Source organism: Vibrio sp. ED002, assembly GCF_023277445.1.
In the GTDB taxonomy this organism is placed as follows: Bacteria; Pseudomonadota; Gammaproteobacteria; order Enterobacterales; family Vibrionaceae; genus Vibrio; species Vibrio jasicida.
On the sequence record NZ_CP080238.1, the window covers coordinates 2199148 to 2214734 of the forward strand.

Sequence of the window (15587 nt, forward strand, 5' to 3'; positions counted from 1 at the left end):
CGCACGCCTGGGGAAGTGAAAGCTTCCCCTTTTTTCGTTTCTGTATACAAAGATATGAATTTATACTGAGCCTCAAAGATCCAAAAGATCGGCTAGCCACCGCAAAGAGATCATGATACTCTTCGCCTCCATTTTTCTGGCGGGTTTATCACCAATCTCAAGCGGTTTGGTGAGAAAAACATCAACGTCAGTGCTATCGTTATACCAATTTCGCCAATAAGCGTTATTAGCATGACACAAGGTCGATACTCTTTCGGCATTCACTCAATCCAACCAAAAGTGGAACAGTACAATGGGCAAAGGTACTCTCTATATCGTATCGGCACCTAGCGGCGCAGGTAAATCTAGCTTGATCTCAGCAATGTTGGAACGCAACCCAACATACGCAATGAAAGTGTCTGTGTCTCATACTACTCGTAGCATGCGCCCTGGCGAAGAAAATGGTACGCACTACCACTTCGTAGCAAAAGAAGAGTTTGAAACTCTAATTACTAAAGGCGACTTCCTAGAATATGCAGAAGTGTTCGGTAACTACTACGGCACATCACGCGTATGGATTGAAGAAACGCTAAATAAAGGCATCGACGTATTCCTAGACATCGATTGGCAAGGCGCACGCCAAATCCGTGAGCAAATGCCAGAAGCGAAAAGCATCTTTATCCTGCCACCATCAAATGGTGAGCTAGAGCGCCGTCTAAACACTCGTGGTCAAGACAGTGAAGAAGTAATCGCAAAACGCATGGCAGAAGCAAAGTCTGAAATCTCACACTACAACGAGTACGATTACGTAATCGTAAACGATGATTTCGACACTGCATTAATGGACTTTAAAGCCATTCTACGTGCGGAAAGATTGAAGGAAGAAAAGCAAGCTGCTAAATATAAAGGTATGCTTGATGCGCTTCTAGCAGAGTAATTCTGTTCGGAAACACAAATTTTCGCTTCTTTATTACGGTAAGGAAGCTTATATTGTTTATATAGAAAGTCATTGTTGTTGCACGTCTTATCGCTAGTAAATATTACGCTGAGACTGTATACTTTCTCGTCATTCAAAATTTAGTTAACTATTTGGAGTCCTCATGGCACGCGTAACTGTTCAAGACGCTGTTGAAAAAGTTGGCAACCGTTTCGACCTAGTACTGATTGCGGCTCGCCGCGCTCGTCAAATGCAAACTGGCGGTAAAGATGCACTAGTGCCAGAAGAGAACGATAAGCCAACGGTTATCGCTCTACGCGAAATCGAAGAAGGTTTAATTACTAAAGAAGTTCTAGACGCTCGTGAACGTCAAGAACAGCAAGAGCAAGAAGCGGCAGAGCTAGCGGCAGTAAGCAGCATCGCTCACAACCGTTAATTCTGACTTTAGAATTCAACAACCTCCCGGGCCTATAATTTGTATCTATTCGATAGCCTCAAAGACGTTGCCCAAGAATACCTAACAGAGCCTCAAATTGAGGCTCTGCGTCAATCTTATGTGGTAGCAAGAGATGCCCATGAAGGGCAAACCCGCTCAAGCGGTGAACCATACATCATCCACCCAGTCGCTGTGGCTCGAATCTTGGCCGAAATGCGCCTCGATATCGAAACCCTCCAAGCTGCTTTGCTGCATGACGTCATCGAAGACTGTGACGTTACAAAAGAAGATCTCGAAGAGAAATTCGGCAATACCGTCGCTGAGCTGGTTGATGGTGTATCTAAACTGGACAAACTCAAATTCCGCGATAGGAAAGAGGCTCAAGCCGAGAACTTCCGTAAGATGGTTCTGGCGATGGTGCAAGACATCCGCGTTATCCTGATCAAACTGGCCGACCGTACGCACAATATGCGCACGCTAGGTGCCCTGCGCCCTGACAAAAAACGCCGTATTGCTCGTGAAACACTGGAAATCTACGCGCCGCTGGCTCACCGACTTGGTATTCACAATATCAAAACGGAACTCGAAGAGCTTGGCTTCGAAGCGCTTTACCCTAACCGCTACCGCGTTCTAAAAGAAGTGGTGCGAGCGGCACGTGGTAATCGAAAAGAGATGATCCAACGTATTCACAGCGAAATTGAAGGCCGACTCGAAGATGTAGGCTTAAATGCGCGCGTGTTAGGTCGTGAAAAGAACCTGTTCTCCATCTACAACAAGATGAAAACCAAAGAACAGCGTTTCCACACCATCATGGATATCTACGCTTTCCGAGTGGTTGTTGATACTGCCGATACTTGTTATCGCGTCCTAGGCCAAGTACACAGCTTGTATAAGCCGCGCCCTAGTCGCATGAAAGATTACATCGCAGTACCAAAAGCGAACGGCTACCAATCGCTACACACTTCTATGGTCGGCCCACACGGTGTACCAGTAGAAGTTCAGATCCGTACCGAAGATATGGATCAAATGGCGGATAAAGGTGTTGCAGCACACTGGTCATACAAAGACAAGGGCGACAAGTCTGGCACAACAGCGCAAGTGAAAGCTCAGCGTTGGATGCAAAGCCTACTTGAGCTACAGCAAAGTGCAGGTAACTCATTCGAATTCATTGAAAACGTAAAATCGGATCTGTTCCCAGACGAAATTTACGTCTTCACGCCAAAAGGTCGTATCGTTGAATTGCCGTTAGGTGCTACAGCGGTCGACTTTGCTTATGCAGTGCATACTGATGTTGGCAACTCTTGCGTTGGTACTCGTGTTGATCGCAACCCTTACCCATTGAGTAAGGCACTGAAGAACGGTCAGACGGTAGAAATCATCAGTGCACCAGGCGCTCGTCCAAACGCGGCTTGGTTAAACTATGTCGTGACATCGCGTGCCCGCACTAAGATTCGTCAAGTATTGAAAACCATGCGTCGCGAAGAGTCGATTACCTTGGGTCGTCGCCTTCTGAATCACGCCTTAGGTCGCCACTCGATTGATTCAATCTACCCAGAAAACATCCAAGAAGTGCTCACGGATCTACGTTTAGAAAGCGTTGATGATCTGCTTGCAGCAATTGGTTTGGGTGAATTGATGAGTATCGTCATCGCTCGTCGCCTACTAGGTGACACCGATGAGTTGACCACAACAAGTTCGATTCCAAACGAATCTAAAAAGAAACTGCCAATCCGTGGGGCTGAAGGCCTGCTACTGACTTTCGCAAATTGTTGTCACCCTATCCCAGATGACCACATTATCGCTCACGTATCACCTGGTCGTGGTCTTGTGGTACACCGTGAAACGTGTCCAAACGTACGCGGTTATCAAAAAGAACCAGACAAATACATGGCTGTTGCTTGGTCTGAAGAGTACGACAAAGAATTCATCGCTGAACTGAAAGTCGATATGCTTAACAACCAAGGTGCGTTAGCGGAATTGACCAATGTGATTTCGAAAACCGGTTCGAACATTCACGGTCTCTCGACCGAAGAGCGCGACGGTCGCTTGTACACCGTTACCGTACTGCTAACCACCAAAGATCGTGTTCACCTTGCTGGCATCATGCGTAAAATTAAGACCATGCCACAGGCGACTCGAGTCAGACGAAGAAAGAACTAAACTTCATCGCCATCCAATCACTGGGTGGCGATTTTTTATATCCCTATTAATTATGAATTTAGAACGTTACAACCGCATTCATCAGGTGCTAAAAGCACGCCAAACCGACCTCACTCTGTGCCTTGAAGAAGTTCATAAGCCAAACAACGTATCCGCTGTGATCCGTACTGCTGACGCAACAGGCTTACACAAAGTTCATGCGATTTGGCCAGACAAAATGCGTACCCTCACTCACACCTCAGCAGGCGCACGTAACTGGGTAGAAGTAGATACTCACAATTCGATTGAAACCGCGATTACCGAGCTCAAAGCGCAAGGCATGCAGGTTTTGGTCACGAACCTTTCGGACACCGCGGTCGATTTTCGTGAAATCGACTACACCAAGCCAACGGCAATTATTCTGGGTAGCGAAAAAATCGGCGCTTCAGAGCAAGCGAAGAAACTCGCAGACCAAGACATCATTATTCCAATGATCGGTATGGTGCAGTCTCTGAATGTCTCAGTCGCCAGTGCTGTGATTCTTTATGAAGCGCAGCGTCAGCGTGAAGCCGCTGGCATGTACGAACGTGAAGAGAGCGCTCTACCAAAAGAAACCATCAACCGCATTTTGTTCGAACGTGGGCATCCGGTCTTAGCAAAGGTAGCGAAGCGCAAAGGGCTAGAATACCCACAACTTGATGACGAAGGCCAAATTGTGGCTGACGAATCATGGTGGAAAGAGATGCAGAAGAAATAAATAGACTCGAGAGGCGAGAACGTTTCACTTCGGGATAACCTCATATCGTCAATCGATATGGCTCTTTCTTGCCTCACTGGTTAGTTTGTTTCCGCGTTCTCGAATCTCGGAGCGTAAGCGTTCCCATATCCCTTTCTCTAACTTAATCCTGTACAAAAACACAGCTTAGTGGTTAACATACTGCTATGTTAACTATTTTCTTGAGCCCACTATGTCTGCCCAAATGTTATCTGCTGTTCCTTTAACTTCTCTGTCTGGAGTTGGCGCTAAAGTCGCAGAAAAACTCGCCAGAGTTGGCTTGCATAGCGTTCAAGATCTACTGTTTCATCTTCCTCTTCGTTACGAAGATCGCACTCGCATTTACCCAATCGCCAAACTGCATGCCGGACTTTGGGCGGCGGTACAGGGCAAAGTCATGGCTGTCGATACTACTTTCGGCAAACGCAAAATGCTGACGGTAAAAATCAGCGACGGCAATGGCACCATTACCCTACGCTTTTTTAACTTTACTGCCGCGATGAAGAACAATTTCTCGAACGGTAAGTTAGTACACGCTTACGGTGAAATTAAGCGTGGCGGTATGGGCTTAGAAATTGTTCACCCTGACTACAAGTTTTATGCAAGTGAACAAAAGCCGGATGTGGAACAGAGCTTAACCCCCGTTTATCCAACCACCGATGGGTTACGCCAAATCACTTTGCGTAACCTGACGGAACAAGCCTTATCACTCCTCGATAAAGCCGCTGTACAAGAGTTGCTGCCTTCTGGTTTGTACAACCACCAGATCACCATGTCGCAAGCGCTGCATACGATTCATCGACCGCCTCCAACCATTAATTTGGATGAGTTTGATGAAGGTAAACACCCTGCTCAAATTCGGTTGATCATGGAAGAGTTACTGGCGCAGAACCTCTCTATGTTGGCAGTGCGCAGCAAAGGACAACAAGACGTTGCATTACCTTTGGCGTCGTGTGACTCACTGAAAAAGCAGCTACTAGCTCAATTGCCCTTCTCGCCGACCAATGCTCAAGCACGAGTCGTTAATGAAATTGAAGCTGACTTAGAAAAAACGCACCCAATGATGCGTCTTGTTCAAGGTGACGTAGGCTCGGGAAAAACTTTAGTTGCGGCACTCGCAGCAGTCAGAGCCATTGAACACGGCTATCAAGTCGCTTTAATGGCACCTACCGAACTGCTCGCCGAACAGCACGCGATTAACTTCGCTAATTGGTTCGAGAAAATGGGCATTCAGGTCGGTTGGCTTGCGGGTAAATTGAAAGGTAAAGCCAAAGAAGCCGAACTAGCTCGGATTGCCAGTGGTGAAGCGAAAATGGTAGTGGGCACTCACGCCCTTTTCCAAGAGCATGTTGAGTTCCATCATCTTTCTTTGGTCATTATTGATGAACAGCACCGCTTTGGTGTCCACCAGCGCTTAGAACTGCGAGAGAAAGGCGCGAAACAAGGCGCTTATCCACATCAGCTCATCATGACAGCAACGCCGATTCCGCGAACATTAGCCATGACTGCTTATGCCGACTTAGAAACGTCGGTGATTGATGAGCTACCGCCAGGTCGAACACCAATCCAGACCGTCGCGATTCCAGACACCAAACGCGATGATATCGTCGAACGAGTGCGCAATGCTTGCTTAAACGAAGGCAAACAAGCGTATTGGGTATGTACCTTAATTGATGAATCTGAAGTCTTGGAAGCTCAAGCTGCCGCTGATACCGCAGAAGAGCTGCAACGCAAACTGCCTGACGTAAAAATTGGTCTAGTGCACGGACGAATGAAGCCCGCAGAGAAGCAAGCGGTGATGCAGGATTTCAAAGACAATAAACTGCATTTGCTGGTCGCAACGACAGTAATTGAAGTTGGCGTAGACGTACCTAATTCCAGCTTGATGATCATCGAGAACCCAGAGCGTTTAGGTTTGGCTCAGTTGCACCAGCTTAGAGGTCGTGTTGGTCGAGGTTCAGTCGCCAGTCATTGTGTGTTACTGTATCACTCGCCACTATCAAAAACCGCCCAAAAACGTTTAGGCGTATTACGTGAAAGCAACGACGGCTTTGTGATTGCACAGAAAGACTTAGAGATTCGTGGGCCGGGTGAGCTTCTTGGTACCAAACAAACTGGCTTGGCCGATTTTAAAATTGCTGACTTAGTACGAGATCAGCGCTTGATTCCAGAAGTTCAACGCATTGCGCGTTACATTCATGACAACTACCCGACGAATGCGACCGCAATTATTGACCGTTGGTTAGGTGAGCGTGACATTTACTCTAAGGCGTAAGCTGTTCTTTTCTCACCTACCCTCGCTCCATCAATAAACCTCCTTACAGACACTGTTCTGTAAGGTTGGTTTCGCATACATTCATTCCACCAATGAATCTCTCATTTAATAAAAACCAAGTCGACTTTATTCAATAATTACGACAAGTTAGAGCAAGTAAACTCTACATAAAGTTAATACTCCAAGCGGATATAAAAACGTCATAAATACACAATGTCATCAAGGATAGATGCATGAAAAAACGTACCTTGCTTGCGGTCACAGCAGCATTAGTTGGCTCTGTACACTCCGCCCCCATAGCAGCGCAAGATAAACAGAGCGCGATTCTTCAGTCGGCTGAACTTTTTGCCAAAAGTTCGGCTTACTTTAATCCAAAAATATCACCTGACGGCAAGCACTTAGCCTTTGAATCCAGTATCGATGGTAAAGATGCTTTGGTTATACTCGACAGTAAAACCATGCAGCCGAGCAGTGTGCTGCGCTTCTCAGGTAACGAGCAAGTGGGTGATTATTATTGGGTCAATAATGAACGAGTTGTCGCATCCAAAGAATATTTAAAGAGTTGGTCTACCGCTCCTCGCTACTATGGCGAACTCGTCTCGGCCAATGTGGATGGAAACAAATACGCTTATATATTTGGTTATAACCCTCCTCAAACTAGCCGCCTAGTGCGAGCATCTTCTATCGTAAGAGCTTACGGTGATGTCCTAGATATTCTGCCTGAAGACGACCGCCATATCTTAGTTTCTGCTCTTCCTCTCGGTGAATACAGTTTCAACTTAGAAGCGCCAAGAGAGGTGTACCGCGTCAACGTATACACCGGTAGGCGCTCAAAGATAACGACAGCACCCATCCCGTTTAGTCGGTTTCTCACCGACCATGATGGTGAAGTTCGCTTTGTTTCAGGCTTGAATAGCAATAACAAAGTCGAGCTTTATTATCGCGTCAACGATCAATGGAAAAGCTCCGATAAATTGGCGGCTTTAAAAAACTTCGAAGAATTCTATCCTATCTCTTTTGCAGAGAATCAAGATTCCGTTTATGCCGCGATAAGTCAGTCAGGAGAGCCAAGAGCAATCCATCACCTCAACTTAAAAACCGGTAAAAGTACAAAAGTTGCCTCGGATGATACCGTCGATCCGAAGGAGTATTGGTTAGATCCAGACTCAAAACAGCTTTACGCCGTCGAGTTTGAAAGTGATTACCCTACTTATGCCTTTGTTGATCCAAAAAACAAACGCAGCGAATACTTAAAGCAAATCCTAACTTCTCTACCTGGTCATCAAGTTCGCCTAGTCAGTGAAACTGAAGCTGGTGATGCTTACGTCATTATGGCCTTTAACGATAGAAACCCTGGGGATTACTACTTATTTACCACCGAACCAAAAGAAATTCGTTATCTGTTCTCGGCACGAGAGTGGTTAGACCCAGAGAAAATGGCCGAAGTGAAGCCTTTTGAGTTCACCAGTCGCGACGGGAAAACCATCTCTGGTTATCTGACGTTGCCACCAAATACTGAAGCTAAAAATCTCCCTCTTATCGTCAATCCACATGGCGGTCCTCATGGTCCAAGAGATTGGTGGCGTTTTACCGAGGAGAATCAGTTTCTCGCTAACAATGGCTATGCTGTGATGCAAGTAAATTTCCGTGGCAGTGGTGGCTTCGGTAAGCAGTTTGAAGAGGCTGGCTATCGTAAATGGGGAACGAACATTCAATATGACATCATCGACGCCACCAAACACATTGTCGCAGAAGGCATCGCAGATAAAGAACGCATCTGTATTTCTGGCGGAAGCTTTGGCGGATACAGTGCATTGCAATCCGCCACCCTTGCACCTGAGTTGTTTCAGTGCGCCGTGGGCAGTGCCGGTGTTTATGACCTTGAGTTGATGTTCACCGAAGGTGATGTGCCCGATAGCCGCATGGGATTAAGCTTTTTGAAAGAAGTACTGGGAACCGACCCTAAAGTCTGGAAAGCCATGTCTCCAACTCATAATGCAGACAAGTTGAAAGCTTCTATTCTTCTCGTGCATGGTGGAAAAGATCAACGTGCGCCCATTGAACATTATGAGGCAATGGCTAAAGCACTCGACAAGCTCAACTACCCATACGAATCTTTTGTGTTAGACGATGAAGGACATGGCTTTTACAAAGATGAACACCGAGCTAAATATTACGCTCATGTGTTGGGCTTCTTCGATAAGTACTTAAAAAACTAACCTCCCAAGGTAAAACCTAAAAGGCGATAACCATTCCGTTATCGCCTTTTCTTTTTAGCCCAAAGCAAACGTTTGCTTTTTGAATAAATCCCTCTATAATCGCGCTCAAAATTTATGGTGTGCACCTTGTCACATCAAACCAACCTGAGTTGACACTGATTAACAGCAATCACAGGTCATAACGTCAACTCCACCCAGCACTCCCATTCAGCGAGCTCTGGGGCAAGAATTATTGCGACTAGCGAGACAAACATGACAACTTCAAACCGAACTTCGGAACTGGTCTATCAGTTAAACGATCGTCCACCACTACCTCAGACCATTTTTGCTGCACTTCAGCACTTATTGGCGATGTTCGTAGCCGTTATTACTCCTTCTCTGATCATTTGTCAGTCTTTGGGTGTGCCTGCAGACCAAACCAATACCATCATCAGCATGTCACTGTTTGCGTCAGGCGTGTCTTCCTTTATTCAAATTCGTACCTTTGGTCCTATCGGCTCTGGTTTGCTTTCAGTGCAAGGCACCAGCTTTAACTTCTTAGGTCCAATCATCGGTGCGGGTCTTTCTCTTAAAGCTGGCGGCGCAGATCTCAGCACCATGATGGCAGCGATTTTCGGTACTATCTTGGTGGCGTCTTTTGCTGAAATCCTGCTATCTCGCGTCTTAGAACACGCACGCCGCATCATTACGCCATTGGTATCTGGCATTGTCGTGACGCTTATCGGTCTAACACTTATCCAAGTGGGTTTGGTATCAATGGGCGGTGGCTACGCGGCAATGAGCGACGGCTCTTTCGGTAGCCTAGACAAGCTAGCTCTCGCTGGTACGGTACTTGGCCTAATCGTAATTCTTAACCGTTCAAAGAACCCATACCTACGCGTTGCATCAATTGTAATTGCTATGCTGGTTGGCTACGTCATGGCGTACTTCATGGGCATGGTTGACACCTCAACACTGGGCGAAACTGATCTCATCGCACTGCCAATCCCAATGCAATACGGCTTAAGTTTCGACTGGTCGCTGTTTATTCCATTGGTTCTGATTTTCTTCATTACGGCACTAGAAGCGATTGGTGACATTACCGCAACGTCTGAAGTTTCTGGAGAGCCAGTGAAAGGCCCGGTTTACATGAAGCGTATCAAGGGCGGCGTATTGGCTGACGGTCTGAACTCAGCGATTGCAGCAGTATTCAACAGCTTCCCGAACTCTACCTTTAGCCAAAACAACGGCATCATAATGCTCACTGGCGTAGCAAGCCGTTACGTAGGTTACTTCATCTCAGGCATGCTGGTGATTCTGGGTCTGTTCCCGGGTGTGGCAAGCTTTGTTCAGCTGATTCCTGAGCCAGTACTGGGCGGCGCAACCATCGTGATGTTCGGCACCATTGCCGCAGCGGGCGTGCGCATTATCTCTCGTGTTGACCTCGATCGCCGCGCAATCCTAATTATGGCGCTGTCATTCTCAATGGGTTTGGGCATTGCACAAAAACCAGAAATTCTGCAATTCATGCCGGAGTTCATTAAGAGTATTTTCTCAACAGGCGTGGCGGCAGGCGGCATCACCGCTATCGTATTGAACCTACTGCTTCCAGAGAAATTGGAAGAGGAAGGTGAGCAGGTTGCTCAAGAGGTAAAAGAATCCTAACCTTGCCTAGGATGATCGGGGAGCCCAACCTAGTCATTGGTTGGGCTTTTTTATTGGAATCGATTGAGCAAGAAAGCTTACTTGGTTGGGAAACTGATTTGCGCGCTTAACCCGCCTTCACTGCGGTTACGCACCACAACCGAACCAGAATGTTGGCTAACGATACGCTTCACAATTGCCAAGCCCAAACCTGTTCCTTCACTGCCTCGCGCCGTATCACCACGAGTAAAAGGTTCAAACAAGCGTGCAATTTGCGATTGCTCAATGCCTGGACCATTGTCTTCAACGCACACCCACACCAACTGTTTGTCGGCAGTGACACCCGTACTGATTTTCACCCAGCCATTACCGTATCGCAGAGCATTAACCACAAGGTTACTCACTGCACGTTTGATCGCGATTGGGCTGCCTTTTGCGGTTGGCATCGTTGGGTTGAGGTCCGTTTCAATTTCGACTTCATAACCCCCTTCCGACGTTGCTACGTCGCTGGTGATGGTATTAATGTCCACCTGCTCGAACGACTCTTTATTTACTGGCTTGAGGTAGTCCATAAACTGGCTGATGATCTCGTTACACTCTTCGGTATCACTGATGATACCTTCGGCCAGGTAACTGTCTTCAGGCGACATCATTTCTGTCGCAAGGCGAATACGCGTCAGTGGCGTGCGTAAGTCGTGGCTAATACCTGCCATCAGTAGTGCACGATCTTCTTCCAGTTCTTGAATACCTTTCGACATCTGGTTGAAGGCACGAGTTACAGAGCGGATTTCTGAAGCCCCCTTCTCTGGCAATGGCGGCGGAATTTCACCTCGACCTACTCCTTTCGCGGCTTTTTCTAGCGCAATCAAAGGTCGGTTCTGCAAACGGATAAATAGCCAACCACCAGCAATGATCAGAAGCGCCATGATTAAGCTATTGCGAAACAGCGGAGCAAAATCTTCTTCTTGCAGTTCAGAAAGTGGAATACGAATGATGGAGTTCGGCAACTGATCGATGCGCATCCACAGAATGTAGCTCTCACTGCCAAGTAGCAAACGAACTTCCGTTGGTGAGCCAAGCTCTTGCGACATTTCTTCTGACATCAAGTCAATCGACATCGCATGATTGAACTCATTCATCATCTCGCTATCAACGCTATGTACTGTTACTCCAAGATTTTCTAGCAATTGGTGACGCAGAGGTGCATCAGACTTGAGTAAACCATCTTCATCAAGAACCAAATTCAATTCATGAGCGAGAATTTTGTTGAACTGTTGCAAACTTGGCATCAACGCGTAATTAAAAACGGCGTAGTAAGAAAAGACTTGGCTAGCGAGAAGCAAAGAAATGAACAGTAAAATGGATTGTGTAAATGAACTTCGGATTCGCATGGAGGATCCCTAATGGACTGTTCCTAGTGAACAACATTAATTGCGAGTTTCCAGCCCTCAAACAGGAAGGAGGTTTGAGGGTGGAATATGAGCAGCCGAGTATTATCGGCAGGCCTTAGAAGGTATTACGCTTCTTTGCCGTCTGGGACGAACACGTAACCTAAGCCCCATACCGTTTGGATGTAGCGTGGCTTGCTTGGATCGTCTTCTAGCATGCGGCGTAGACGTGAGATTTGAACGTCGATAGAACGCTCCATTGCCGAGTATTCACGACCACGGGCCATGTTCATCAGCTTATCACGTGACATCGGCTCACGAGCGTTGGTCACAAGTGCTTTCAGCACCGCAAACTCACCTGAAGTCAGTGGCATCGCCTCTTCACCACGGAACATTTCGCGCGTTCCTAGGTTCAGACGGAAGTCACCAAACTCAACGACTTTCTCTTCCGTGCTTGGCGCACCAGGTAGTTCAACCGTTTGGCGGCGAAGTACTGCTTTAATTCGAGCCAGCAGTTCGCGCGGGTTAAACGGTTTTGGTAAGTAATCGTCTGCTCCCACTTCTAGACCAACGATACGATCAACTTCATCGCCTTTCGCCGTCAGCATTAGGATAGGTAGCATGTTGTTGGCATGACGTAAACGACGACAAATCGATAAGCCATCTTCGCCCGGCAACATTAAATCCAGCACCATAAGGTGGAAGTTTTCACGGGTCAGAAGACGATCCATCTGCTCGCCGTTAGCGACACTTCTCACCTGAAAACCTTGCTCAGAAAGGTAACGCTCCAAAAGAGCACGCAAACGAGCATCGTCATCAACCACTAATATTTTATGATTTTCCTGCATTGAAACATCCTTTCAGAGGCATCTATAGTCAAAAATGTATCACTGTTTTTTCAAACGTGCTTGTGCAAATTGTTACTCTTTTTATCTTAGCCACGATTTTGATGGATTATTCCCATGTTTCACCTTGTTTTTCTTCCCTTCACAACAATTTACAGTCAGACAAAATCAAGGCTGCTATACCCAAGTGACTTCAAGATGCAGGATTCAGAGCGCTGTCATTGATTCGAGTTCAAGGAAAACAACGCAGCGTAATAGCCAGCTCTTTCTAAGTTGTTTGACACAGAAGTCGGGGCAATGACACGCTCCCGAAGGGCGAGTTGTCTTGGCTTGTATACTTTGTTGCCGATTCTTGATTTAGGTCCACTAGACCTTTAAACCGCCGCCGCGTCTACAAACCAAGTCATTCTCGCTGAACCTAGCATCTTGAGGTTACTTGGGTATATGATCAACAGAATCCAATAACGGCTGATTTACTTCTAATGAAAACCAATTTAATTACCCGTGAAGGCTACAATCGCCTAAAAACAGAACTCGACTTTCTTTGGAGAGAAGATCGCCCAGAGGTCACCAAAAAGGTAACTTGGGCAGCAAGCTTAGGCGACCGAAGCGAAAACGCAGATTATCAGTACAACAAAAAACGCTTGCGTGAAATTGACCGCCGCGTCAGATACTTACGAAAGCGCCTAGAGCAAGTCAAAGTGGTGGATTACTCACCTCAGCAAGAAGGCAAAGTGTTCTTTGGTGCTTGGGTGGAAATTGAGAATGAGGCGGGCGATGTGAAGAGTTTCCGCATCGTTGGTCCCGATGAAATCTATGGCGATGCAAAAGGTTATATCTCGATTGATTCCCCAATGGCTCGTGCGCTACTAAAAAAAGAAGTCGATGACGAGTTCGCAGTGAGAACGCCGGAAGGTTACAAAGAGTGGTTTATTAACAGCATTCGCTACCAAGGCGAAGAAAACTGATTGAGTAACCCGATAAAAAGAAAGCCGCACTTAAGAGTGCGGCTTCTACGTTTTGGATATCAACCGTGAAGGTTACTCTTCGTAGTCAGGCTTCTCGGTCACAATGTAGTTGGTATCGCTGGCAACAATCGCACCGTGCTTCAAGAAGTTCTTACCCAGAATCATGCTGTAATGGAAGCGGCTGCGGTCTTGCAGGTTAACGCGAATCTTCTTCTCTAACTCACCCAACTTGACGTGCATTTCCACTACAGGGCGTACGTTGGCCTTCTCGCCTTTCTTGGCTTTAATGCGCATCACGTCGACAACAGGCTTGGTAAATTCTTTCTTCATGCCGCTGTCATTCTCGTAGGTAAAGCTCACCATGTCTTTGCCATCTTTCTTGAACTGCTTGATGTTCTTGGCATTAATCGAGCTCACATCCGCACCTGTATCCAACTTCACAGGGAATGACATACCTTCCACTTCCGCCACTTCAATATGGCCCGCTTTGAACAGCGGTTTTGCATCCAGCAAATGATCCGCACGAGTATTCAGAAGCACACCACCTTTTGCCATGTTGTGGCCAAAGACAAAAAATGGTTGCTCTTGGTCGTCCTTCTCTAACACATCAATGGCGAAATCAATGGTCTTCTCTTCGTCACCAAATAGGAACTCCCCTTCCACTACTGGGCGTACTGAGTCACCTACCTTGAGCTTCTTCAATACGCGTTTAGTGATTTTCTCTTCTTTGCCTTCTGCATTCGGGAGATAGAAGGTCACGACTTCTTTCTTGTCTTTTTCGGTCAATTCAAAACCATCCACACGCATCAGTGGTGTCTTCACCGCAAAAGTGGGATACGCAGACAAGACGTAGCCATCAATATTGACGGATTCCTCTGGCGAGATAACCAGCGGTTTCGATTTCAATGCACTCTTAAACGACTTCTCAACCCCGCCGAGAAGGTTTTCTTTATCGGTATCAATCACAAAGTGCTGGCTTGCAACATCCTTACCCAAGCGAATTTGCGAACTGAAACCACTGCGGTCACGTAGGTACACCAACCATTGCTGAGTCTCGGTTTCGCTCACTTTGACAGGTAAATAAACCAAAGGGCGCTCGCTTTTACTTGTTTTAAGCATACGCACTAATGGCAGAGTCATTGGATGACGTTTACCGTTTTCACCTTCTAAGGTGAACGAAACCTGTTTTTTCTTCTCGTCCACTTTGATATTCAAAGCATGCACATTGGTGTAACGACTGGTGGTTGAGATGCTAATTTTGTATGGCACACCTTCGACTTCAACCGTTTCTTTTTTACCAATCATCTGGGCTTTAGGTTGCTCTTGAAGATAATCGTAGCCAGCAAACACCCACGCATTGTTATCAAGGTAAGTTTTACCAATCAAAATCGGCGCTGAGAATTGAGTACGCTTGGTTAGGTTCACCACGGTGTCCACAGTATGCCCTGCAATGGTCATCGGCATTTTTACCGTCGGGCGCAAAATTGGTTTTTCACTGGTACGGCTACGGATCGCACTGATACGCTCCAGATCATCGGTGATCTTAATTTCTTTACCGGTGTATGGGTGATGAAGAGTGAACGTCACTTTCACTTGATAAGGCTTGAAGCTGTCTGCATCCCACTTCGCTTTAGTTCCTCCAAGGTCATCGATGATTGCCCACATCAACTTGCTATCTTTTAAGTTTTTGTATTCTGGGTTGGTACTGCTTACATGGATGTTTTCTGCGTGCATCGATGTCGTATCGGCACCGGTATCAATTTTACCGATGAACGGCACATCGCTTAGCTCTGGAATGTCGCTGTAATACACGCTTTCAACACGGCCTAGTACCAGTTTGTCATCAAGTTGATAGATTGGATCTTGGGTTGTTGCAGAGAGAGATTGTGACCACGCGAGCGGTGCCGCTAATAAGGCACCTGAGAGCGCCAGAGCCAAAGACATTTTCTTCATCATTGTTTTCCGTGTGAGCTAAGGTACAGGGGTTAGTCGATAACCAAACG

The 15587-nt window shown here is 46.7% G+C and carries 11 protein-coding genes; 8 read left to right on the forward strand and 3 right to left on the reverse strand.

From position 1 onward, the window contains the following. Positions 1–292: 292 nt before the first annotated feature. From gmk to ITG12_RS10225, 7 genes are all read left to right on the forward strand, one after another. On the forward strand, positions 293–916 hold the full coding sequence (gene gmk, locus ITG12_RS10195; protein WP_248873045.1) for a guanylate kinase: 624 nt from the start codon (positions 293–295) through the stop codon (positions 914–916). Positions 917–1079: 163 nt separating this feature from the next. Then, positions 1080–1352, forward strand: coding sequence for a DNA-directed RNA polymerase subunit omega (gene rpoZ / locus ITG12_RS10200; RefSeq protein WP_005379346.1), 273 nt, complete (start codon positions 1080–1082; stop codon positions 1350–1352). A gap of 39 nt (positions 1353–1391) precedes the next feature. Beyond that, a complete protein-coding gene (gene spoT / locus ITG12_RS10205; RefSeq protein ID WP_038870099.1) occupies positions 1392–3512 on the forward strand; it encodes a bifunctional GTP diphosphokinase/guanosine-3',5'-bis pyrophosphate 3'-pyrophosphohydrolase in 2121 nt (706 codons plus the stop codon). Positions 3513–3564: 52 nt separating this feature from the next. Beyond that, complete coding sequence (gene trmH, locus ITG12_RS10210) at positions 3565–4248, forward strand: tRNA (guanosine(18)-2'-O)-methyltransferase TrmH (RefSeq protein ID WP_038876971.1); 684 nt, start codon at positions 3565–3567, stop codon at positions 4246–4248. 211 nt (positions 4249–4459) lie between these two features. Continuing rightward, a complete protein-coding gene (gene recG, locus ITG12_RS10215; RefSeq protein WP_248873046.1) occupies positions 4460–6541 on the forward strand; it encodes an ATP-dependent DNA helicase RecG in 2082 nt (693 codons plus the stop codon). 233 nt (positions 6542–6774) lie between these two features. Next, entirely contained in the window at positions 6775–8760 is a 1986-nt protein-coding gene (locus ITG12_RS10220) for a S9 family peptidase (protein ID WP_248873047.1), read from the forward strand. Between the two features lie 252 nt (positions 8761–9012). Then, the gene (locus tag ITG12_RS10225) at positions 9013–10404 is read left to right on the forward strand and encodes a uracil-xanthine permease family protein (protein WP_248873048.1); all 1392 of its coding nucleotides are present in this window, start codon (positions 9013–9015) and stop codon (positions 10402–10404) included. A 77-nt stretch (positions 10405–10481) separates the two neighbouring features. Here ITG12_RS10225 and envZ read toward each other — a convergent pair whose 3' ends face one another. Further along, positions 10482–11774, reverse strand: a complete 1293-nt coding sequence (envZ, locus tag ITG12_RS10230) for a two-component system sensor histidine kinase EnvZ (RefSeq protein WP_038870091.1) — start codon at positions 11772–11774, stop codon at positions 10482–10484. A 125-nt stretch (positions 11775–11899) separates the two neighbouring features. Further along, the gene (gene ompR, locus ITG12_RS10235) at positions 11900–12619 is read right to left on the reverse strand and encodes a two-component system response regulator OmpR (RefSeq protein WP_038870089.1); all 720 of its coding nucleotides are present in this window, start codon (positions 12617–12619) and stop codon (positions 11900–11902) included. 479 nt (positions 12620–13098) lie between these two features. Here ompR and greB point away from each other — a divergent pair, with 479 nt between their 5' ends. After that, entirely contained in the window at positions 13099–13584 is a 486-nt protein-coding gene (greB, locus tag ITG12_RS10240; protein ID WP_045422161.1) for a transcription elongation factor GreB, read from the forward strand. Positions 13585–13656: 72 nt separating this feature from the next. Here greB and ITG12_RS10245 read toward each other — a convergent pair whose 3' ends face one another. Next, entirely contained in the window at positions 13657–15540 is a 1884-nt protein-coding gene (locus tag ITG12_RS10245; RefSeq protein ID WP_096030860.1) for a RimK/LysX family protein, read from the reverse strand. Positions 15541–15587: the final 47 nt, after the last annotated feature.

Coding starts and splice junctions, on each gene's coding strand:
- gmk (WP_248873045.1), top strand. CDS start 293: ATGGGCAAAGGTACTCTCTATATCGTATCGGCACCTAGCGGCGCAGGT.
- rpoZ (WP_005379346.1), top strand. CDS start 1,080: ATGGCACGCGTAACTGTTCAAGACGCTGTTGAAAAAGTTGGCAACCGT.
- trmH (WP_038876971.1), top strand. CDS start 3,565: ATGAATTTAGAACGTTACAACCGCATTCATCAGGTGCTAAAAGCACGC.
- recG (WP_248873046.1), top strand. CDS start 4,460: ATGTCTGCCCAAATGTTATCTGCTGTTCCTTTAACTTCTCTGTCTGGA.
- ITG12_RS10220 (WP_248873047.1), top strand. CDS start 6,775: ATGAAAAAACGTACCTTGCTTGCGGTCACAGCAGCATTAGTTGGCTCT.
- ITG12_RS10225 (WP_248873048.1), top strand. CDS start 9,013: ATGACAACTTCAAACCGAACTTCGGAACTGGTCTATCAGTTAAACGAT.
- envZ (WP_038870091.1), bottom strand. CDS start 11,774: ATGCGAATCCGAAGTTCATTTACACAATCCATTTTACTGTTCATTTCT.
- ompR (WP_038870089.1), bottom strand. CDS start 12,619: ATGCAGGAAAATCATAAAATATTAGTGGTTGATGACGATGCTCGTTTG.
- greB (WP_045422161.1), top strand. CDS start 13,099: ATGAAAACCAATTTAATTACCCGTGAAGGCTACAATCGCCTAAAAACA.
- ITG12_RS10245 (WP_096030860.1), bottom strand. CDS start 15,540: ATGATGAAGAAAATGTCTTTGGCTCTGGCGCTCTCAGGTGCCTTATTA.